The following is a 21,430-nucleotide window of genomic DNA, read 5'->3' as shown; positions in this document are numbered from 1 at the left end:
TACTGCGGGGCTCGCAAGCTCACTCCTCGCGTCAGCCACGGTCATTCTTGGGCCGCCGACTGCGGGGCTCGCAAGCTCACTCCTCGCGTCAGCCACGGTCATTCTTGGGCCGCCGACTGCGGGGCTCGCAAGCTCACTCCTCGCGTCAGCCACGGAGCATCTCCGCTACGAGGAACGCCAACTCCAACGACTGCTGGGTGTTCAGGCGCGGGTCGCAGGCGGTCTCGTACCGGCCGGGCAGGTCCAGGTCGGCGATGTTCTGCGCGCCGCCCAGGCACTCGGTGACGTCCTCGCCGGTCAGTTCGACGTGCAGGCCGCCCGGGTGGGTGTCCAGCCCCCGGTGCACCTCGAAGTAGCCCAGCACCTCGTCGACGATCCGGTCGAAGTGCCGCGTCTTGTAGCCGTTGGACGACTCGTGGGTGTTGCCGTGCATCGGGTCGCACTGCCACACCACCTTGGCACCGGCGGCGGTCACCTTCGCCACGATCGGCGGCAGCGCCTCCCGGACCTTGTGGTTGCCCATCCGGCTGATCAGCGTGAGCCGGCCGGGGATGTTGTCCGGGTTGAGCTTCTCGCACAACTCGATGGCCTGGTCCGGGGTGGTGGTCGGGCCGAGCTTGACGCCGATCGGGTTGGCGATGCGGGAGATGTAGTCGATGTGCGCCCCGTCGAGCTGCCGGGTCCGCTCACCGATCCACAGGAAGTGCCCGGACAGCCCGTACGCCCGGTTGTCGGAGACCCGGGTCAGCGCCCGGTCGTACTCCAGCGCGAGCGCCTCGTGCGAGCAGTAGAGGGTGACCGTACGCAGCGCCTCGTCGTCGGTCATCCCACAGGCCCGGATGAAGGCCATCGCCCGGTCGATCTCCCGGGCGATCGCTTCGTACCGCTCGCCGGCCGGGGAGTTGCGCACGAATCCCTTGTTCCAGTCGTGCACGGCGTGCAGGTCGGCCAGCCCGCCGGCGAGGTACGCCCGGAGCATGTTCATCGCGGCGGCCGAGTTCGCGTACGCCCGGATCATGCGTTGCGGGTCGGCGACGCGCGCCTCCGGCGTGGCCTCCAGCGAGTTGATCATGTCGCCGCGGTAGGCCGGCAGCCCCCGGGCGTCGGTCGGCAGCGACCGCGGCTTGGTGTACTGCCCGGCGACCCGGGCCACCTTGACCACCGGCAGCGAGGCGCCGTAGGTGAGCACGATCGCCATCTGCAACAGCGTGCGGGCGTTGGCCAACAGGTGGCTCTCGGTGTTGTCGGCGAAGGTCTCGGCGCAGTCACCGCCCTGAAGCAGGAACGCCTTGCCCTCGCAGACCAGCGCGAGGCGCCGACGGAGCTGGTCGACCTCGTACGGTGCGACCACCGACGGCACCGTGTCGAGGACCTTGCAGACCTCGGCCACCTGGGCCTGGTCCGGCCAGGGCGGGGTCTGGGCCCGTGGCAGCTCCCGCCAGCGGTCCAGGCCGAGGGCCTCGTCCTCGGCGGAGTTCACGGTCGGACGGCTGGTCTGCAACACCGGGCTGCCCACCGACGGATGGCTCAACTGATGCCACTCATGGCGCATGAATCCCAGCGTACGGCGACCGACCGAACGGGCGACCGGCGAGGGGCCGGGTTCCGGCAGATGGACGGGTCAGACGGCGACGCAGGTCACGGGGTCGGGGCCGGGGCACTGCCGTCCGGCGCCACCGGGGCGGGGCTGTTCCCACCCGGGCGTTCGGCCGAGATGCACCAGTCGAGCCCGTCCCGGGTGACCGTGAACAGCAACGCTCGGGTGGCCTCGCGGCGACCGGCGGTCACCGTGACCGAGACGCTGACCTCCTGCCCGGCCTCTCCGGGCCGGATGTCGACGATCTCGGAGCGGGGTACCTCGAAGTGGTCCGCGAAGTCACCGTTGGGACCGGTGGCGGCATCGTCGAACGCCTCGTGCAGCGTGGTGCAGAGCTGACTGCGCCCGGCCGCCACGTCCTTGGCCGCCATCGCGTCGAGGTACGCCTGCACCCGCTCGCGGGCCTTGGTCGTGGCTTCCTCGGCGGGCGCCCGACCGGGCTGCTCCGCCTCGTCCTCCCCGCCGAGCAGGCCGCAGCCGGCCAGCGCGGCCGGCATGCTCGCGATCAGCACGGCGGTGACGACCGACCGCCGGAATCTCGTCGGCATCGCTGTCGTGACCTCCCGCCCACCATCCGCAACCAGTCGATCGGCGAGTCTGTCACACCCGCCCTGCGTGCAAGGAAGGGACCCTTCCTATCGTCTTTTGCATAGGAAGGGTCCCTTCCTTGCACGCCATCACGCCGCCGACGGCGCGGACGGGGAGGGGCCGGTGCGGCCCCTCCCCGTCGTGTGGGTGACACGTCGGCCTTCGGCTCAGCCGAGACCGCCCTTGATGGCGCCGATCAGCTCACCGTTGCTGGTGTCTCCGGAGAGCTCCCAGAAGAAGGCGCCACCGAGGCCCTGGTTCTTCGCGTACGTCATCTTGCCGCCGATGGTGGACGGGGTGTCGTAGCTCCACCAGTTGCTGCCGCACTTGGCGTACGCGGTGCCGCCGATGGTGCCGGTGGCCGGGCAGGTGTTCTTGAGCACCTTGTAGTCCTCGATGCCCTGCTCGTAGGTGCCGGGGGCCGGTCCGGTGGCGGTGCCGCCGGGCGTCGTCTGGGTGACCCCGGTCCAGCCCCGGCCGTAGAAGCCGATGCCGAGCAGCAGCTTGTTGGCGGGGATGCCCTTGCTCTTGAGCTTCTGGATGGCGGCGTCCGACCAGAAGCCCTGCTGCGGAATGCCGGTGTACGAGTTGAGCGGCGAGTGCGGGGCGGTGGGGCCCTGCGGGGCGAAGGCGCCGAAGTAGTCGTACGTCATCGGCATGATCCAGTTGAGGTGGGTCGAGGCACCGGCGTAGTCGGTCGCGTCGATCTTGCCCCCGTTGCTGCCGTCCGCGGTGATCGCGGCGGTCACCAACGCCGAGGAACCGAACCGGGTACGCAGCGCGCTGACCACGTTCTTGAACGCGTTCGGGCCGCTGGCGTCGCAGGTCAGGCCACAGGCGTTCGGGTACTCCCAGTCGATGTCGATGCCGTCGAAGACGTCCGCCCAGCGCGGGTCCTCGACCATGTTGTAGCAGCTCTCCGCGAAGGCGGTCGGGTTCTGCGCGGCCTGGGTGAAGCCGCCGGACCAGGTCCAGCCGCCGACCGAGAAGATCACCTTGATGTGCGGGTACATCTTCTTGAGCTTGCGCAGTTGGTTGAAGCTGCCCCGTAGCGGCTGGTCCCAGGTGTCGGCGACGCCGTCGACGCTCTCCGCCGCGGTGTACGCCTTCTCGTAGTCGGCGTAGCTGTCACCGATGGTGCACCGGCCGCCGGTGGTGTTGGCGAACGCGTACAGGATGTGGGTCAGCTTCGACGCCGAGCCGCTGGTGTGGATGTTCTTGACGTGGTAGTTACGGCCGTAGACGCCCCACTGGGTGAAGTAGCCGACCACCTTCTGGCCGCTCGGCGGCGGCGTGGTCGGGGGCGGGGTGGTGGGCGGTGGAGTCGTGGGCGGAGCGGTGGTCGGCGGGGTGGTGGTGGGCGGCGTCGTGGTGGGCGGCGGGGTGCCACCGCCGCAGGCCACGCCGTTGACCGTGCAGTTCAACGGCGCCCGGTACGCACCGGTGCCGTTGTAGCCCCAGCTGAAGGAGGCGCCCGGGGCCAGTCCGCCGGCCCAGCTCTTCTTGACGGCCACGTAGCGGTTGCCGTTACGGGTGACGTCGGCGTCCCAGGAGCTGCTGACGCTGGTGCCCGAGGGCAGCTCGAACTCGATGCGCCAGGTGCTGACGGTGGCGGTCGAGCCGTTGGTGACGGTGACCCGCGTCTCGTGACCGGTCCCCCAGTCCGACACCCGGTTGAACGAGGTGGTCACGCTTCCGGCGCCGAACGCCGAGGCCATCGGGACCGTGGCGACGGTCACCGCGACCACGGCGCCGACCCAGAGGGCCCGGCGGAGCGATCTCTTCATGTGGCGTCTCCAAACAGTTAGGAAACTTTCCAAAAGGATGAGGAGACGCTACTCACACGACACCACTTCGTCAAGATGTGCATCTTTCGATCCCCGACTCGATCAGGGCTCGCACCGACCACGGCGCACACCGCCCCCGAGCAGCGGAACCAGCGCCCGCCCCCGGACAGCACCCCCGCCCACCCCGCCGGGCCAGCCACCCGTGGGGCGCAATCCGGCACCCACCACGGACCCGGCATCCCCGCTCGCGACCCCCGATCGATGCGCCGCCGGGCCCCACCGCCGGAGTCCCGCCCCAATGCCGGTCGACATCTGTCGATCGCTCACCCGTGGTCGACGGCACGAATTCGGGGACCGGCGGAACCGTGTAGATCCCGTGGAGATTCCGTCTCGGTCTCACGAAGGTTCCATGTCGAATCCATGAATATCCACATCAGTCGAGTTCATCGCACGCAATGACACGACGGGTCCCGCCCGCGAAGAATGCGATGCCACCGGATCCGGAAAGTGTGCGGAACGACACGGACAATCAGACGTCATCCGAACGCGGCGGCTACGCCCAGTGATCGACACAGCGCTTGATATAGACCGTTTCGTGCGTTAATGCCCACCATCGGAGGTCCGCCAGGTGCTCGGTTCTTCATCCCAGAATTGCACTTGTGCAACCAATACTGCCCGCAATGACCGCCGCCGGAACGTATTCCTGTAACCCCGCTCACGACACGGTTCGGCATCGACGTTTTCGTCGACGGAAACCGTTCGGGTAAGGTCGGGTGTCGCTCCACCGGGGACTATCCTGTCTCCGGCCGGCCCACGGCACGACAGATTTTCGGTAGATGCACGCCTGCGTCCGTCGCCCGAGAATTGGCCTCGTACCATATGCCCTTGGAATGGAGACCGTGTCCGCACTCAGAGTGAACTCCCTGTACAAGGTCTACGGGAACCGCGCCGACAAGGCGATGGAAATCCTCAGGAACAGCGCAGGCAGGGACGAGGAACTGGCAGGTCTACCGGTCACGGCTGCGGTCGTCGACGCGAACTTCGAGGTCAGACGCGGCGAGATCTTCGTGGTCATGGGCCTGTCCGGCTCGGGGAAGTCCACCCTGATCCGGATGCTCAACGGGCTGCTGCCCGCCACGCACGGCACGGTGGAGGTCGACGGGGTCGACATCACCACGCTCAAGCCCGCCGCGCTACGCAAGCTACGCCGCGAGAAGATCAGCATGGTCTTCCAGCACTTCGCGCTCCAGCCGCACCGGTCGGTGCTGGACAACGCCGGCTACGCGCTTGAGGTCGCGGGCATGCCCCGCGCCGAGCGTCGGGAGAAGGCGCTGCAGGCGCTCCGGATGGTCGGCCTGGACAAGTGGGCGGACAAGCTGCCGCAGGAACTGTCCGGCGGCATGCGCCAGCGGGTCGGTCTGGCCCGCGCGCTCGCCGCCGGCACCGACATCATGCTCATGGACGAGGCCTTCTCCGCGCTCGATCCGCTCATCCGCCGCGAGGTGCAGGACCAGCTCCTCGAACTACAGGCCGAGCTCGGCAAGACGATCGTGTTCATCACGCACGACCTCAACGAGGCGATGCGCCTCGGCGACCGGATCGCGGTCATGCGTGCCGGCCGGATCGTCCAGATCGGCACCGCCGAGGAGATCCTCACCGACCCGTCCAACGACTACGTCGCCCAGTTCGTCGCCGACGTCGACCGGACCAGGATCCTCACCGCGGCAGCGGTCATGGAGCGGCCGCTCGGCGTCGTGGACGTGAACTCCGGCCCTCGGGTGGCCGCCCGCGTACTGCGCGAGACCCAGACGTCAGCCGTCTACATCACCGGCCGCGACAAGCGGTACCTGGGCACCGTGACCGCCGACGACGCCACCCGGGCGGTCCGGGACGGAATGACCAACCTCCAGGAGATCGTGTCGACCGAGTACGCCCGAATGGTCGACGACACGACGCCGGTGGCCGATATCTTCGCGCCCTGCGCCGAGAGCCCGGCGCCCGTCGCCGTGGTCGACGCAGCCGGGCGGCTCGCCGGCGTGATTCCACGGGTCACGCTGCTGAGCGCCCTGGGCAGCATCAGCGCTGACATCGGCGAGCACACCGCCACGCCGGAGCCCGCCGGGACGACGCCGACCGCCGACGCGGTCCAGGCGGGCGGAACGGCCGACACGACGCCGCCCGGAAGCGACACCGCACCGCAGGTACCGGTCCAGGTGGTTGCCGAGCCATCGGTCCGCCTCACGGGAGGATCCGCGTGAACCGCGCCGACGGTCTCGACGACATGCTGCCGTACATCCGGATCGGCGACGCGTTCAAGACCGCCGTCGACTGGTCGAGAGAACATCTGTCCGCTGTCTTCGACGGCATCGCCGCCACCGTCGACGCGCTGGTCGAGCCGCTCGTCGACCTACTGACCGCGCCACCGGCGATCGTCATGGTGCTGATCTTCGCCGGCCTCGGCTGGTGGCTGCGGAGCTGGAAGTTCGGCCTCGGCACCGCGCTCGGACTCGGCATGGTGGCCGGGATGCCGATCTGGAACCAGACCATGAGCACCCTGGCACTGGTCCTGGTGGCCAGCGGCCTCGCCCTGCTGCTCGCCGTACCGACGGGCATCTTCATCGCGGAGAACCGGCGCGCCTCGGCGATCGTCCGACCGATCCTCGACCTGATGCAGACGATGCCCGCATTCGTCTACCTGATCCCGGCCATCTTCTACTTCGGTGTCGGCGCCGTGCCCGGCGTGCTGGCCACCGTCGTGTTCAGCATGCCGCCCGGGGTACGCCTGACCGAGTTGGGCCTGCGCCAGGTCGACCGCGAGGTCATCGAGGCCGGCGAGGCGTTCGGCGCCTCGCCGTGGAAGATCCTGCTGCGCACCAAACTGCCACTGGCCCTGCCCACCATCATGACCGGCGTCAACCAGGTCATCATGCTGGCGCTGTCGATGGTCGTCATCGCCGGCATGGTCGGTGCCGGTGGCCTCGGCGAGGTCATCATGACGGCACTCGCCCGGGTCCAGGTCGGCACGGGCTTCGAGGGCGGCATCGCCGTGGTGATCCTGGCGGTGGTGCTCGACCGTCTCACCGATTCGATCGGCGCGCGTACCGCGTCCGCGAAGGCGCAACGCGCCATGCAACGAGCCTGATCCCCCGTCCTGACCCACGCAGGGAAGTCCCGTTGCCGGTGCCCTGCCTCGCTACCGCGAGTTCCGCCGGTGCACAGCAACGAGGGAAGGAACCCCGCATGTGGAGCAGTAAACTGGTGCGCCGGGTCGCGCTGGCGGCCACCGCCGCCCTGGCGCTGACCGGTGCCGCGGCCTGCGGCAACTCCGACGATTCTGCCGGCGGTGACAACAAGAAGATCACCATCGGCTACATGTCCTGGGACGAGGCCATCGCCGCCTCGTACCTCTGGAAGAACCTGCTGGAGGAGAAGGGCTACGAGGTCGAGCTCAAGAACGTCGAGGCGGGCATCGTCTACCAGGGCCTGTCGACCGGCGACATCGACCTCTTCCTCGACAGCTGGCTGCCGCAGACGCACGCCGACTACATGAAGGAGTACGGCGACAAGCTCGAGAAGCTCGGCGTCTGGTACGACGACGCCCGCCTGAGCATCGCCGTGCCCGAGTACGTCAGCGACGTCAACTCGCTGGAGGACCTGGCCGACAAGGCCGACACCTTCAACGGCGAGATCATCGGCATCGAGCCGGGCGCCGGCCTGACCGCCGCCACCCAGGACAAGGTCATCCCGGAGTACGGTCTGACCGGCAAGCTGAGCCTGAAGACCTCCTCGACCCCGGCCATGCTGGCCGCGCTGGACGGCGCGATCAAGGACCAGAAGCCGATCGTGGTGACCCTGTGGCACCCGCACTGGGCCTACGCGAACTACCAGCTGAAGGACCTAGCGGACCCGAAGGGCACGCTGGGTGGCACCGAGGAGATCAACACCCTGGCCCGTGAGGGCTTCAGCGCGGACTTCCCCGAGGCCGCCGAGATGCTGAAGAAGTTCAAGATGGACACCCAGCAGCTCGGCTCGCTGGAAGACCTGATGTTCAACGTGCACCAGGACGACGAGGAGAAGGCCGTCGAGGAGTGGCTGAAGGCCAACCCGGACTACGCCGGCACGGTCGACGCCGCCACCTCCTGACCCGGCACTGAGCGTTTCGCCGCGGTGGTGGGGCCCACGTGGCCCCGCCACCGGCGGCGGTAGCCTCGCGACATGACGGTCTTCGACACCCCCATCGACGCGCTCGCCGGCGGCCCGGCCGACCTCTCGCAGTACCGCGGTCGTACGCTGCTGGTGGTCAACGTGGCATCCCGCTGCGGCCTCACCCCGCAATACGCCGGCCTGCAGAAACTCCAGGACGAATACGCCGACCGGGGGCTGGTGGTGCTCGGCGTGCCGTGCAACCAGTTCGCCGGCCAGGAGCCGGGCAGCGCCGCCGAGATCAGCGAGTTCTGCCAGGTCAACTACGGGGTCACCTTCCCGCTGACGGAGAAGGTCGACGTCAACGGCGCGGACCGCCACCCGCTCTACGCGGCACTGGTGGACACCGCCGATGCCGACGGTCACACCGGCGACGTCCGCTGGAACTTCGAGAAGTTCCTGGTCGCCCCGGACGGCACCGTCGCCGCCCGGTTCGCCCCCACCGTCACCCCCGACGACCCCACCCTGCGCGCCGCCATCGAGAAGACCCTCCCCACCCCCTGACCCGATCCGCGCCCACAGTCACACACTCAGCCCCGGCGATCATGGAGTTGCGGCAGGGGTTATGCCTTGAAAGTGCCGGTTCGGGTACGCCACAAGTCCATGATCGGCGGGGTGGACCGGATCCGGCGCGAACCCGGGGTCGGTGGCCTGCGGCGGGGGTAGGTTCGGACGTGACGGGTCGACGTGTGGCGGGAGGATCTGGCGTGTCGGTCGTGGGTCTGATCGGGAGCGGACACATCGGGGGCACCGTCGCACGGCTGGCGGTGGCCGCCGGGTACGAGGTGGTGGTCAGCAACTCGCGCGGACCGGAGACGCTGACCGACCTGGTCGACGAGTTGGGCTCGGGTGCCAGCGCGGGCACCGCTGACGCCGCCGCCGAGGCCGGTGACCTGGTGGTGGTCACCATCCCGCTCAAGGCGTACCGGTCGGTGCCGGTCGCGCCGTTGGCCGGCAAGGTCGTCATCGACACCAACAACTACTACCCGCAGCGCGACGGCCGGTTCCCCGAACTGGACGAGGGCACCGCCACCAGCAGCGAGCTGCTGCAACGTCACCTGCCCGAGTCGCGCGTGGTGAAGGCGTTCAACAACATCCACTTCAGGCACCTGTCCTCACTGGCCCGACCGGCCGGCGCGGCCGACCGCAGCGCGCTGCCCATCGCCGGGGACGATGCCGAGGCCAAGGCCGTCGTCACCGCGTTCCTCGACCGCATCGGCTACGACGCGGTGGACGCCGGCGCCCTCGCCGAGAGCTGGCGGTTCCAGCCGGACACCCCGGCCTACGGCACGGTCTATTCCGCCGAACCGGCCAACTGGCAGCAGGAGGCCCCCGGCGACGCCGACAAGCTGCGCGCGGCGCTGGCCGAGGCCGGCTGACCCGTCAGCCCCGTCGACCGCCGGCACGGGTGGCGACCCGGCTCCAGGCCTATCCGTCGCCGGCCGCCGCGCCCTCGCGGCGGGCCCGCCACTCCGGCGCCAGCACCGACCAGACCTCCAGGTCGACCCGCCCGGACGGACGGGACAACACCTCCCGGAGTACGCCGTCGCGCCGCATCCCGAGCCGACGCGCCACCGCGATGCTGCGCACGTTGCCCGCGTTGGTACGCCACTCGACCCGGTGCAGGCCACGCTCGACCAATGCCCAGTCGATGATGCGTTCGACCGCGCGGGTCACCAGGCCACGCCCCTCGGCCGCCGGTTCCAGCCAGCAGCCCGCCTCGCAGACCCCGGTCGCCGCGTCGAACGACACCAGCAGTACCCCGCCGACCAGCCGGCCGCCGAGCCAGATCCCCCAGATCCCGCCGCCGTCCCGGGCCCACCGGTCCGCGTAGCGCTGCAACACCTGCCGCGCCCCGTCCAGGTCGCTCGCCACGAAGGACGGCCCCACCCAGGGTGCGATGTGCTCCCGGGCCCGGTCCAGGTTGGCCAGGAACTCCTCGGCGTGCCACGGATCGAGCGGACGCAGTTCCGCGTCCTCGGTCAGGGCGATGGCGAACATCAAGGTGCCTCCACTCGTTGCGTCGCGACGGTCCGGGTGGGCCGGGGGCCAAGCAGAGCCGGTCACGCGCCGAGTTGATCATCTGGCGACTGGCGTCCGCGCCTGATCGCCTCGTCGTAGACGCCCGTGTCGATCGCGTCCGCGGTCAACTCGTCCAACGCCTCACCACGCGCCCTCGACCGCCGTTCCTTGTACGCGAGCACGTCATGCAGTGCGAGGCGGCGACCGGAACGGCGAGAGCCTCGCTCACCACCTCTGGCACGTCGACCGGCTCTGCCCCGTCGACGATGAGTTGCAGTCGCCGTCCTCGGAGCGGTCGCCGAGCGAAACGCCGGAGCTCCTCACCGCCGGGTTCCAGCCCGCCTGCGGGCACCACCGTCACAAGGTCCTCCAGCCGGCCTGGTCCTGCCCCCAGCCACCGAAACGAAATAACGATAGCTCCGGCGAACTCGGCGGCTTCTCTGGCGGCAGAAGGGCCGACCGCCCGGACGCCTGCGGCCTTACCGCGCGAGCAACGCCCACACCGGCACACACCGCCACCGAACAGCCGCCGTTTCGTCCACCCTGGTCGATGACCAACCACTGTCGACGATGGCATGTGCGCGAGCTGGGGCAGACGCCTCCGGCAACGGCGTGCCCGGGCCACACCGGTCAGAGTGGGCGGCGGCCGGCGAAGCCGCAGTCGGCGCGGTGGTACCAGCGCACGTCGCTGTCCCCCTCCAGCCAGCACCAGAGCACCTGACGGCCGTCCCGTTCGCCGGGGAAGTCGAGCAGCACCGGCGCGAGGCTCTTGATCTCGATGCCGTGCTGCCGGATGTCGTCGAGGGTGGCGTGCAGCCGGGCCTCCAGCGCCTTCACCTCGGCGCGCCCGCCGAGTGCGCTCAGCCCGTGGGAGGCCAGGTCGGTCTGCAACTCGGCCAGGTCGGCCCGGACCCGGATCAGCTCGTCGATGCGGGGACGCAGGGTGGCTACCAGGTGCCGGGCCTGGGCGAGTGTGAACACCGCGACAGTATGCGGCACGCCGGTCGCCGGAAGGAGCCCGCTGCCGACCTGCGCCGCCGGGGCGTCGTCACCGCGTACCGGCGGTGCCGTTCACTCGGCCTGGGCGGCCAGCTCGCGGGCCCGGTCGCGGGCCGCTTCGAGTGCGGCCAGCAGGGCCGCGCGTACGCCGTGGTTCTCCAGCTCTCGGATGGCGGAGATGGTGGTGCCGGCGGGTGAGGTGACCGCCTCGCGGAGCTTCACGGGATGTTCGCCGGAGTCCCGCAGCATCACCGCCGAGCCGATCGCGGTCTGCACGATCAGGTCGTGCGCCACCTGCCGGGGCAGGCCGAGCAGGATGCCGGCGTCGGTCATCGCCTCGACCAGCAGATAGAAGTACGCCGGGCCGGAGCCGGAGAGCGCGGTGACCGCGTCCTGCTGGGTCTCGGGCACCCGGATCGTCGCGCCGAGCGGCGTGAACATCTCCTCGGCCAGCGACAGGTGTGTGCCGGTGGCGTGCGCCCCGGCGGAGATGGCGGTCATCGCCTGGTCCACCAGGGCCGGGGTGTTGGTCATCACCCGGACCACCGGGGTGCCCTCGGGCAGCCGGCGGCTGAAGAAGCTGCTGGGCAGGCCCGCGCAGAGCGAGATGACCAGCTTCTCGGCGGGCACCTTGGGCCCGATCTCGTCCAGCAGGGCGGCGGCGTCCTGCGGCTTGACCGAGACGGCGAGCACGTCGGCCTCGTCGACGGCGGTGAGGTTGTCCACCACCCGGACGCCGTAGCGGGCGGCGAGTTCCTCGGCGCGTGCCGGCCGCCGGGCGGTGGCCAGCAGCCGGTCCACCGGCCAGCCGGACCGCAGCAGGCCGGAGAGCATCAGCTCGCCGATCTTGCCCGCGCCGATCACCGCGACGGTGTGCACCCCGGCTGACACCTGACGTACCCCCTTCGGGAGCCGGCGTCGCGGCGGACCTGCTGGTCCGCCGCGACGTCGGGACGACGATCAGCTGCCGAAGAAGACCTCGGCCTCGGCGTACCGCTCCAGCGGAACGGTCTTCAGCTCGCGGGTGGCGTCGGCGAGCGGGACGCGGACGATGTCCGTGCTCTGCATCGCGACCATCTTGCCCCAGTCGCCCTCGTGCACGGCGTCGATCGCCTGCAGGCCGAGCCGGGTGGCGAGCACCCGGTCGAACGCGGTCGGCGTGCCACCGCGCTGGATGTGCCCGAGCACGACGGTGCGGGCCTCCTTGCCGGTCTTGGCCTCCAGCTGCTCGGCCAGCCACTGGCCGATGCCGCCGAGCCGGACGTGACCGAACGAGTCCAGCTCCTGGTTCTGCAGGACCATCTGGCCCTCCAGCGGCTGGGCTCCCTCGGCGACCACGACGATCGGGGCGTACTGGTGCTGGAAGCGCTTCTCGACGTAGCCGGCGACCTGCTCGACGTCGAACTGCCGCTCCGGCAGCAGGATCACGTTGGCGCCACCGGCCAGGCCGGCGTGCAGGGCGATCCAGCCGGCGTGCCGGCCCATCACCTCGACGACCAGGGTGCGGTGGTGGCTCTCGGCGGTGGTGTGCAGCCGGTCGATCGCCTCCATCGCGATGTTCACCGCGGTGTCGAAGCCGAAGGTGTAGTCGGTGGCGCCGAGGTCGTTGTCGATGGTCTTCGGCACGCCGATGACCTTGACGTCCAGCTCGTGCAGCTTGGTGGCGACACCGAGGGTGTCCTCGCCGCCGATGGCGATCAACGCGTCGACGCCCTGTGCGGCCAGGTTGTCCTTGATCCGCTCGACGCCGTTCTCGATCTTGAAGGGGTTGGTCCGCGAGGAGCCGAGGATGGTGCCGCCGCGCGGCAGGATCCCCCGGACCTCCGCGATGCCCAGCGGACGGGACAGACCCTCCAGCGGGCCCTTCCAGCCGTCCCGGAACCCTACGAACTCATGGCCGTAGCTGGCGACGCCCTTACGGACCACCGCCCGGATGACCGCGTTGAGACCCGGGCAGTCGCCGCCGCCGGTGAGCACGCCGATACGCATGATCCGCTCATCCTCCTGGGAGCAATTCGGTCAAGCCCGATCAAGCCCCAGGATAAGTGTCAGGTCAGACCTCGGCACCGTTGCCGGCCCGGGGCGGGCCGTCCCCCCGAACTGTAGTCGCCGCACCGGCCCACCTCACACCGCGCCCCGGTTACCAGCCAGTAAGCGTCGTCACCGCCAGTCAGTAGGTGTCGTCACCGGCGGACGCCGGACCACCGCCCGAGCCGGAGCCGCCCTGCCCCAGCAGGCCGACCGAACGGCCGTCCCGGGCGTCCCAGCACCGGGCCTCGGTGACGTGCACCGCGACCAGCGTCAAACCGCTCGTCGCCACCCCGTCGGGGAACCACCCGGTGAGCCCGGGGTGCCACAACCGTTCGGCCCGCGCCGGGTCGTAGTCGTCCCGGGCCGTACCGGACAGCGACACCCAGACCCGCCCGTCCGGGTCGTGGAAGCCCACCGCCACCTCCGCGTTGACCCGCAACTGGCGGACGGTCGACGACCCGGCGTACGCGAAGAACCACAACTCGCCGTCGAAGTCCGCGCGTTGCAGCGCCATCGGACGGCCGACGAGCCGGCCGTCGAGGGAGGTCGTGGTGAGCGTGCAGACTTCGGCCGCCCTGATCAACTCGGTGATCCGGCGCCGGGCGTCCCGGACGGTCAACACCTCGTCACGCTCCCTCACCTCGGCACCGTTGGCCACACCGATGCCCGGGGCAGAACGGGCCAAACCACCGATCGACCGCACTGCGGGGACACCGGCGCTACGAACCGGTGATCGCCCGCCAGCGGGCCAGGTTGTGCCGGGCGTCGACCAGGGCGTCGTGACGGGCCGCGTCGGCGTTCGGCAACCGTGGCCGCCCCCGCTCGTCCCAGAGCTGTCGCAGCTCCTTGGTGTAGCGGGGGATCTCCCGGGGCAGGGCCGGCATGGCGCCCCAGAGCTGCGCCAGCACCACGTGGTCGTACGCGGCGTACCAGGCCCACAGCTCCAGTTCCTCGCCGGGCCGGTCCCGGATCGGCTCGACCAGGAAGTCGTACAGCTCGTCGCGGATGCGCTCCCGCGAGCGCCACGCCCGGTCCGCCGGGGAGGGCAGCTTGTCCAGCACGTTGCGGCGGACCCAGGGCACGGCGCGGCTGGCGTCGAACTCGGTGGAGACCGCGTAGAACTCGCGGTCGTACTCGTCGACGACGCCGATCGAGACCAGCTCGACGGTCCGGCCGTCCTCGATGAATTCGCAGTCGTAGAAGTAGCGGTAGGCCATCCCCGCCATCCTCGCCGACGCCCGACGGGGCCGCTCGACCGGGTCACCCACCCCGGGAGCGTTTCCAATCGTCCCGATTGGGGGACATCCGCAGCTCGAAGCTGTCACGGAAGTGATTTGAGGGGTGTACAGCAAGCGACCGGACCGTCATGATCTGATGTGTACCGCTGCCGGACGCCGCACGGGTGTCAGAACACCTCGTCAAGGGCCGCCAGGCTCACCCGGTGAGCGAGTTTGGTCCTTTACCGGGGAGGGGTGGGGCCGTGGAGATGCGCCTGCCGGAGCCGGGCGACGCGCTCACGGGTGTGGAGATGTTCGCCGGGCTGGAGCCGGAGGTGCGTCAGCGGGTCATCGCCGCTGCGGTGCCCCGGACGTATCGCAAGGGTCAGTTGCTGTTCGTGGAGAACGACCCCGGCGAGTCGCTCATCGTGCTGCGACGGGGTGCCGTGGCCGTGTTCCGCACCGCGCCGACCGGCGAACGGGCCGTGCTGTCGGTGATCCGACCGCCGGACGTTCTCGGTGAGGTCTCGTTGCTGGACGCCTCCACCCGGTCCGCGTCCGCGGAGGCGATCGAGGACTGCACCGCCCTCGCCCTGTCCCGGGGCGCCTTCATGGAGCTGGTGCACTCCAATCCGCGCATCCTGGACGCGGTGATGCGCTCGCTGGGCGCGCTCATCCGCCGACTCACCGAGCAGAACGCCGACCACGTCTTCCTCGACCTGCCCGGTCGGGTCGCCAAGACGCTGGTCCGGCTCGCCGGGGAGAGTCAGGCTCCGATGATCACCATCGAGCTGAACCAGAGCCAGCTCGCCGAGATGGCCGGCGGCTCACGACAGAGCGTCAACCAGGCGATCGGGTCCTTCGCGAACCGGGGCTGGCTGCGTACCGAGGGTCGACGGATCGTCGTCACCGACGTGCCGGCCCTGCGCCGCCGGGCGGGCATGAGCGACCGCTGACCCAGCGCGACGACGCGGGCACGACGAACGGGCGGGGCCGGGGACGATCGTCCCCGGCCCCGCCCGTTGCACCCGTCCAGGTCAGGGCTTGGTGCTGCCCGGACCGGCCCAGTCCGTACCGCCCGGACCGGCCCAGTCGGTGCCGTCCTTGCCCGACCCCGGCACCTCGCCGACGATGCCCTGCGCCTGCAGGAGCGCGAGGGTCGCGGCGTCCACGTCCACCGAGTCACCGGCCGGATGGGTGACTCCGTTACCGTCGGTCCAGTCACTCTTCAACATGACGTACACCATGAGGCTGTCCCCCTGCTCAGCGTGTCCACTTGATCGGCTGCCTGAATCTAGCCGTTCGGTACGCGTCGGACCGCCCGGAGGAGTGTCCACAAGCCAACAGCCCGGTACCCGACAGTCCACCGGGCAGCGATACTCGGACCTGCGCCCCCGGGCGTCGGGGGCTCGCCAGTGGAGGGTGTCATCGCCGCACAGTGTGATCGCTGTGGACGCACCGCCGCCGACGGCGACCGCTTCTGCGGTGGCTGCGGTGCGGAGCTCGGCGCCGTCTGCCCGCACTGCCTGAACCCACTCGCCGCCGACGTGGCCTTCTGCACCTCCTGCGGCACGCCCCGGGCCGGCAGCGACCGCCCCGCCCCGCTCCCCCAGGAGGACCGCCGCCGGGTCAGCGTCCTCTTCGTCGACCTGATCGATTTCACGCCGTACGTCGAGCGGGCCGACCCGGAGCTGGTCCGGGGCATGCAGACCGGGTTCTTCTCCGCCGCCCGCCGGGTGGTCGGGCAGTACGGCGGGGTGGTGGAGAAGTACATCGGCGACGCGGTGATGGCCCTGTTCGGCGCACCGGTGGCCACCGAGACCGACGCGTTGCGCTGCGTCCGCGCCGGTCTGGAGCTGCAACGGGTGCTGACCCGGTTCACCCCCACCGGCACCGACGGCCTGCGCTTCCGGGTCGGGGTGGCGACCGGTGAGGCGCTCGTCGACGTGGCGGCGGCCCGCGACGGCGGGCAGGCGATCGTCGCCGGCGACGTGGTGAACACCGCCTCCCGCCTGCAGTCGGTCGCCCCGCCCGGCGGGGTGCTGGTGGACGGGACCACGCACGCGCTCACCCGGGACACCATCCGCTACGACGAGCAGCCCCCGGTCACGCTGCGCGGCCGGTCCGCGCCGACGGAGGTGTGGCTGGCCCTGTCCGCGGTACGCCAGCAGGCCACCGACCGGGAGCCGGACACCACGCCGCTGATCGACCGCGAGCACGAGCTGGGCATGCTCGTCAACGCGCTGCACCGCAGCCTGCGCGACCGCCGCCCGCAGGTGGTCACCGTCTTCGGCCGGGCCGGCATCGGCAAGAGCCGGCTGGTACGCGAGCTGCACCGGCACACCGGCCGGCTGGTGGACGAGCCGCTGACCTGGCGAATCGGGCGCTGCCCGCCGTTCGGGGAGAACGTCACGTTCGCCGCGCTGGCCGACGTCGTCAAGGCCGAGGCGGGCATCCTGGACACCGATCCGGCCACCAGCGCCGCGCAGCGGCTCGCCGGGGCGGTCGCCGAGCTGGTCGGTCCCGGCGAGCGCGACCGGGTCGCCGACGCGCTGCGCCCGCTGGTCGGGCTGGCCGGTACGCCGCTGCCGGCCGAGGAGGCCGAGTCGGCCTGGCGGCGTTTCCTGCTGGCACTGGCCGCCCGCCGACCGACCGTGCTGGTCTTCGAGGACCTGCACTGGGCCGACGACGCCATGCTGCGCTTCGTGGAACTGCTCGGCGCGGCTGCCCGGGACGTGCCGCTGCTGCTGCTCTGCACCGCCCGTCCCGAGCTGGTCGACCGCGATCCGAGCTGGGCGGGGACGATCACCGGCTCGGTGACCATCACCCTGCCGCCGCTGCGGGACACCGGCATCGCCGCGTTGTACGCGCACATGTTCGGCCAGGCCGCCTTCTCGGCCGACCTGTTGACCCCGCTGATCGAGGTGGCCGGCGGCAACCCGCTCTACGCGCACGAGTACGTCCGGATGCTGATCGAGCAGGGCGCGTTGCGGCAGTCGGGGCGCGGCTGGTCGCTGGAGAAGCACCTGGACCTGCCGATGCCGGAGAGCGTGCACGCGGTCATCGCCAACCGGGTCGACCTGCTCGACCCGAAGGACCGGGCGGTGCTGCTGGCCGCGGCGGTGGTCGGCGTGCAGTTCTGGCCCGGCGCGGTGGCCGCCGCCGTCGGGCAGCCGGTGGAGGCGGTCGAGCGCGCGTTGCGCCGGCTGGAGCAGCGGGACTTCGTGCACGAGCAGGCCGCGTCCACGATGGCCGGCCAGCCGGAGTACCGCTTCCGGCACGTGCTGGTCCGCGACGTGTGCTACCAACGGCTGCCGCGGACCGAGCGGGTGGCCCGGCACGACCGGACGGCCGACTGGCTGGACACCCTGTCGCAGAGCCGGGACACCGACCTGGCCGAGGTGCTGGCCCACCACCGCTGGGCGGCGCACGAGATCGCCCGGTCCCTGGACCTGGAGACCCGCCGCTACGCCGGTCCGGCCCGGGCCGCGCTGCACCGGGCCGCCCGCCGGGCGTACGCGCTGCACGGGTTGGACGCCGCCGCCAGCCACGCGGCCCGCGCGCTCGGTCTCGCCGACGACTCCGATCCGGTCGGCCGGCTGCAACTGGAACTGCTCAGCACCGAGATCTCGTTCTACCGCGACGGCAACGCGTTCCTCTCCGGCGGCGGGCCGGAGCAGGTGCAGACACTCGCCGACCGGCTGCTGGCCTGCGGCGACGAGGCGTGCGCGGCACGGGCCTGGACGCTGCTCGGTCAGGCGGCCTGGCTGCGGGCCGACCGGCAGGCCGCCCTGGTCTGCCTGGACCGGGCGGTGCGGCTGTTCGAGCCGCTGCCGGACAGCGCCCAGAAGGCCGACGCCTTCGCCGAGTTGGGCCGGCTGCACATGCTCAACTACGAACGCGATCCGGCGGTGGCGGCGGCGGCCACGGCCGCCGAGATCGGCGAGCGGCTCGGGCTGGCCGAGATCCGTACCAACGCGCGGATCACCGCGGCCACCGCCCGGTACCAGGCCGGTGACCGGGCCGGACTGGACGACCTGCACGCCCTCGCCGAGTTCAGCCGCGCCGGGCAGCTCCTGGCACTGCCCCGGGCCACCCAGAACCTCGCGTACGCGGTGCGTGAGGAGGGCGACTGGCTGCGCTCGGACGCGCTGCTCTCGGCCGCACCGGCGCGCACCGCCAGCGGACAGACGCTGACCACCAGCTACTCGGGTGAGGCGATGCGGGCCTGGTTCGAGGGGGACTTCCCGCGCCTGCTCGCCGCCGCCGAGGCGTTCGTCGACACCCCCACGGGCAGTTGGGACATGCAGGTCCGCGGGCTGCGGTCGTGCCTGCTGGTGCTGCGGGGCCAGCCGGTGCCGCCGGCCGCCGGGGCGACCCGGCCGCCCGGTGACGCCACCGAGGCCCCCGGCGACGACGTGGCCGCCGCGCTGGACACCGCCCGACGCAGCGGCTTCCACCGCCTGCACTGGACCATGGTGGCGATGGGCGCGCTGTGCCGGGCGTTGCAGGAGCGCACCGACGAGGCCGCCGCGCTCGTCGACGAGTTGGCCGAGGCGTGGACGAGCGTTCCCGCGCTGGCCAGCGGGGAGTGGATCGCCGCCGCCGGCTGGGCGGCCACCCTGGCCGGACGCAAGCCGGCGGCCCGGGTCCGGGCCATGCTCGACCAGGTGGGACACCGTACGCCCTGGTCGGAGGCGACGCTGCGGACCGTGAGCGGCGCGCTGGCCGGTGCCGACGGCGACCACCGGCGCGCCGCCGAGCTGCACCTGGCCGCCGCCGAGATCTACGCCGGGATCCCCGACGTGACCGACCGGATGTTGGCGCTGACCTTCGCGGTGCGGGAGTTCACGGCGGCGGACGACCCGGCGGCGAGCAGCGGACCGCTGACCGAGGTACGCGCGTTCGCGCACCGCAACGGCGCGCCCGGCCTGCTCCGGCTGGCCCGTCCACCGGAGACGGGCGCCCGGACGCTGGCCTCCTGACCGACGCCAGGCGGCTCAGGCGGCCAGCGGGGCCGCCGGTGCCGGGGTGGGCGCGGGCTTGAGCTTCTGCGCGTACACGTCGACGTACTCGCGGCCGGAGAGCTCCATCAGCTCGTACATGATCTCGTCGGTGACGGCGCGCTCGACGAACCGGTCACCGGACATGCCGGCGTACCGGGAGAAGTCCAGCGGCGGGCCGAAGCGGATGCGGACCCGCGCGAGCTTCGGGACGAGCGTGCCCGGTGGCTGGATCTCGTCCAGGTTGAGCATCACCACCGGCACCACCGGCGCGCCGCTCTCCAGCGCCAGCCGGGCCACGCCGGTCTTGCCCCGGTAGAGCCGCCCGTCGGGTGACCGGGTGCCCTCCGGGTAGATGCCCGCGATGCCGCCGGCGCGCAGCACGGTGAGCTGGGTGTCCAGCGCGGCGCGGGCGGCCTGGCCGCCGGAGCGGTCCACCGGGATGGTGCCGGTGCCGACGAAGAACATCTTGGTCAGCCAGCCCTTGAGTCCCTTGCCGGTGAAGTACTCGGCCTTGGCCACGAAGGTGACCTTCCGCGGCACGATCAGCGGCGTGAAGATCGAGTCGGAGAAGGAGAGGTGGTTGCTGGCCAGGATCACCGGGCCGGTCGCCGGTACGTGGTGCAGGCCCTCCACCTGCGGCCGGAAGATCACTCTCAGCAGCGGGCCGAGGAACACGTACTTCAAGAGCCAGTACAGCACCGGCGTCCTTTCGGCGAGGCGGTCGTCGCGACGGCACGGCCGGGCCGGGCGGTCGTGGCAGGAAGCCTACGAAGCTCCACCGCCCGCCACAACGTCCGGCGGCCGACCCGCCCACCGCCGGAGCGTGGTCGGCGCCCGTGTCCCCTGGCACGCTCCGAGCAAGAACGGACATAGAGGCACGGCCGCGACCAGCGGCACGGACACCGACTTCGTACCCCACGCCACAAGGCACTCCCCGAACCGACCCCGGACGTGTCACGATTCAGAGCACGGCGTGCGGGGGTGCGTCGAGGGGCTGGACGCGGGGCGCGCCGGCGGCGCGATGAGGAGGATGGTCCGGTGTCAGCGGGTGGGGCCCGCCGGGGACGGCGGGACAACGGGCTCGACGCCAGCGAGTACGCCATCGCCGGCGACGTCGACCCGCGCGTCGGTGAGCACCTGCTCGACGTGCTGGCCGCCGGCGGCATCGCCGCGTATCTGCAACCCTCGGCCGATCTGAACCCGGTCACCCGCACCACCACGGTCCCGGCCCGGCCGGTCGACCGGCTCTACGTGGACCGTTCGCATCTGAGCACCGCGCGGGACTACCTCAGTCAGCTCGCCGACGAGACCGGCACGGCCCGCGCCGAGGAACCGGACATCGACGCCGAGTGGGAACGGATCGTCGCCGGTTTCCACAACTCGCCGGGCAGCGGGGACCACCCGTGGCCCGCCGCCGAGAACGTGGACGACCAGCCCGACGGCGGCACCAGCACGATCACCACCCCCCGGCCGACGCCCGAGGAGCCGGCCGGACCGACCGCCACCGACGTCCGCCGGCTGCCGTACGCCGCCGACGTCTCCGGCGTCTCGGTGGGCCGTGGCCCGCGCGACGGCGACGGACCGTCGCTGCTGGAGGGCCTGGACACGTTCGGTGCCGACCTGCCGGACCACCCCGACGACGACGAACGCTACGTCCCGCCGCCGCCTCCGCCCCTGCCCCGGGTGTCGAAGTACGCCGTGGCGGGCGTCCTCGCCGTGATGCTCGGCTTCGTGTTGTTCCTCTTCCCGGACCTGCTCCCCGCCGACCCGAGCATCGTGACGCTGCTCGGCTTCACCGGCATCCTGGCCGGATTCGTCACGCTGGTGTGGCGGCTGCGCCCCGGCGACGCCGAGGACCGGGGGCCGGACGACGGCGCGGTCGTCTGAGCCGACCCGGCAACTCCCACCGACCGCGTACGGTAGCCGCCCGGATACCGGGACGCGCACGCCCACACCAGGGGGCGTAACAGTGGTGTAACT

At 71.3% G+C, this 21,430-nt stretch carries 20 protein-coding genes; 8 read left to right on the top strand and 12 right to left on the bottom strand.

Features of this window, described 5'->3' with window-relative positions; all coding sequences use genetic code 11:
• Positions 1–145 precede the first annotated feature (145 nt).
• The 3 genes from ABZ738_RS21655 to ABZ738_RS21645 all read right to left on the bottom strand — a co-directional run bounded on the left by ABZ738_RS21655 (position 146) and on the right by ABZ738_RS21645 (position 3,972).
• A complete protein-coding gene (locus tag ABZ738_RS21655; protein WP_131053845.1) occupies positions 146–1,552 on the bottom strand; it encodes a class II 3-deoxy-7-phosphoheptulonate synthase in 1,407 nt (468 codons plus the stop codon).
• An 86-nt stretch (positions 1,553–1,638) separates the two neighbouring features.
• Complete coding sequence (locus tag ABZ738_RS21650; RefSeq protein ID WP_131053844.1) at positions 1,639–2,145, bottom strand: hypothetical protein; 507 nt, start codon at positions 2,143–2,145, stop codon at positions 1,639–1,641.
• A 207-nt stretch (positions 2,146–2,352) separates the two neighbouring features.
• On the bottom strand, positions 2,353–3,972 hold the full coding sequence (locus ABZ738_RS21645) for a glycosyl hydrolase family 18 protein (RefSeq protein WP_131053843.1): 1,620 nt from the start codon (positions 3,970–3,972) through the stop codon (positions 2,353–2,355).
• An 890-nt stretch (positions 3,973–4,862) separates the two neighbouring features.
• On the opposite strand from ABZ738_RS21645, the gene ABZ738_RS21640 reads away from it, so the two are divergent.
• From ABZ738_RS21640 to ABZ738_RS21620, 5 genes are all read left to right on the top strand, one after another.
• Positions 4,863–6,230 carry a glycine betaine/L-proline ABC transporter ATP-binding protein gene (locus ABZ738_RS21640; RefSeq protein ID WP_357215872.1) on the top strand — a complete coding sequence of 456 codons (1,368 nt, stop codon included), beginning with the start codon at positions 4,863–4,865 and terminating at the stop codon, positions 6,228–6,230.
• A 23-nt stretch (positions 6,231–6,253) separates the two neighbouring features.
• A complete protein-coding gene (locus ABZ738_RS21635; RefSeq protein WP_131053849.1) occupies positions 6,254–7,114 on the top strand; it encodes a proline/glycine betaine ABC transporter permease in 861 nt (286 codons plus the stop codon).
• 98 nt (positions 7,115–7,212) lie between these two features.
• Positions 7,213–8,115 carry a glycine betaine ABC transporter substrate-binding protein gene (locus tag ABZ738_RS21630; RefSeq protein WP_131053841.1) on the top strand — a complete coding sequence of 301 codons (903 nt, stop codon included), beginning with the start codon at positions 7,213–7,215 and terminating at the stop codon, positions 8,113–8,115.
• A 72-nt stretch (positions 8,116–8,187) separates the two neighbouring features.
• The gene (locus tag ABZ738_RS21625) at positions 8,188–8,679 is read left to right on the top strand and encodes a glutathione peroxidase (protein ID WP_357215765.1); all 492 of its coding nucleotides are present in this window, start codon (positions 8,188–8,190) and stop codon (positions 8,677–8,679) included.
• 203 nt (positions 8,680–8,882) lie between these two features.
• The gene (locus ABZ738_RS21620) at positions 8,883–9,554 is read left to right on the top strand and encodes an NAD(P)-binding domain-containing protein (protein ID WP_357215762.1); all 672 of its coding nucleotides are present in this window, start codon (positions 8,883–8,885) and stop codon (positions 9,552–9,554) included.
• 49 nt (positions 9,555–9,603) lie between these two features.
• Here ABZ738_RS21620 and ABZ738_RS21615 read toward each other — a convergent pair whose 3' ends face one another.
• The 7 genes from ABZ738_RS21615 to ABZ738_RS21585 all read right to left on the bottom strand — a co-directional run bounded on the left by ABZ738_RS21615 (position 9,604) and on the right by ABZ738_RS21585 (position 14,444).
• Positions 9,604–10,176, bottom strand: coding sequence for a GNAT family protein (locus tag ABZ738_RS21615; protein WP_357215760.1), 573 nt, complete (start codon positions 10,174–10,176; stop codon positions 9,604–9,606).
• Positions 10,177–10,238: 62 nt separating this feature from the next.
• A complete protein-coding gene (locus ABZ738_RS21610; protein ID WP_161595031.1) occupies positions 10,239–10,379 on the bottom strand; it encodes a hypothetical protein in 141 nt (46 codons plus the stop codon).
• 448 nt (positions 10,380–10,827) lie between these two features.
• Positions 10,828–11,178: a DUF2203 domain-containing protein gene (locus ABZ738_RS21605; protein ID WP_131055753.1), complete on the bottom strand. Its 351-nt coding sequence runs from the start codon at positions 11,176–11,178 to the stop codon at positions 10,828–10,830.
• 90 nt (positions 11,179–11,268) lie between these two features.
• Complete coding sequence (gene proC, locus ABZ738_RS21600) at positions 11,269–12,087, bottom strand: pyrroline-5-carboxylate reductase (protein WP_131055755.1); 819 nt, start codon at positions 12,085–12,087, stop codon at positions 11,269–11,271.
• A 69-nt stretch (positions 12,088–12,156) separates the two neighbouring features.
• Positions 12,157–13,185: a 6-phosphofructokinase gene (locus ABZ738_RS21595; RefSeq protein WP_131055757.1), complete on the bottom strand. Its 1,029-nt coding sequence runs from the start codon at positions 13,183–13,185 to the stop codon at positions 12,157–12,159.
• Positions 13,186–13,366: 181 nt separating this feature from the next.
• A complete protein-coding gene (locus tag ABZ738_RS21590; RefSeq protein ID WP_236145939.1) occupies positions 13,367–13,867 on the bottom strand; it encodes a pyridoxamine 5'-phosphate oxidase family protein in 501 nt (166 codons plus the stop codon).
• A 79-nt stretch (positions 13,868–13,946) separates the two neighbouring features.
• Positions 13,947–14,444: a polyadenylate-specific 3'-exoribonuclease AS gene (locus ABZ738_RS21585; RefSeq protein WP_131055759.1), complete on the bottom strand. Its 498-nt coding sequence runs from the start codon at positions 14,442–14,444 to the stop codon at positions 13,947–13,949.
• A 263-nt stretch (positions 14,445–14,707) separates the two neighbouring features.
• Between ABZ738_RS21585 and ABZ738_RS21580 the strand changes: the two genes are divergently transcribed.
• Positions 14,708–15,400 (top strand): Crp/Fnr family transcriptional regulator, encoded by a 693-nt coding sequence (locus ABZ738_RS21580; RefSeq protein WP_013735136.1) that lies wholly within the window; start codon positions 14,708–14,710, stop codon positions 15,398–15,400.
• A gap of 81 nt (positions 15,401–15,481) precedes the next feature.
• Here ABZ738_RS21580 and ABZ738_RS21575 read toward each other — a convergent pair whose 3' ends face one another.
• A complete protein-coding gene (locus tag ABZ738_RS21575; protein ID WP_236146062.1) occupies positions 15,482–15,679 on the bottom strand; it encodes a hypothetical protein in 198 nt (65 codons plus the stop codon).
• 180 nt (positions 15,680–15,859) lie between these two features.
• Between ABZ738_RS21575 and ABZ738_RS21570 the strand changes: the two genes are divergently transcribed.
• Entirely contained in the window at positions 15,860–19,429 is a 3,570-nt protein-coding gene (locus tag ABZ738_RS21570; protein WP_357215753.1) for an adenylate/guanylate cyclase domain-containing protein, read from the top strand.
• Between the two features lie 15 nt (positions 19,430–19,444).
• Here ABZ738_RS21570 and ABZ738_RS21565 read toward each other — a convergent pair whose 3' ends face one another.
• Positions 19,445–20,149, bottom strand: coding sequence for a lysophospholipid acyltransferase family protein (locus ABZ738_RS21565; protein WP_131054829.1), 705 nt, complete (start codon positions 20,147–20,149; stop codon positions 19,445–19,447).
• A 339-nt stretch (positions 20,150–20,488) separates the two neighbouring features.
• Here ABZ738_RS21565 and ABZ738_RS21560 point away from each other — a divergent pair, with 339 nt between their 5' ends.
• On the top strand, positions 20,489–21,337 hold the full coding sequence (locus tag ABZ738_RS21560) for a DUF308 domain-containing protein (protein ID WP_357215750.1): 849 nt from the start codon (positions 20,489–20,491) through the stop codon (positions 21,335–21,337).
• Positions 21,338–21,430: the final 93 nt, after the last annotated feature.

Origin of the sequence: Micromonospora sp. NPDC047793 (assembly GCF_040642635.1) — a bacterium.
Classification (GTDB): Bacteria; Actinomycetota; Actinomycetes; order Mycobacteriales; family Micromonosporaceae; genus Micromonospora.
This window is presented reverse-complemented; position numbering and strand designations above follow the sequence as displayed.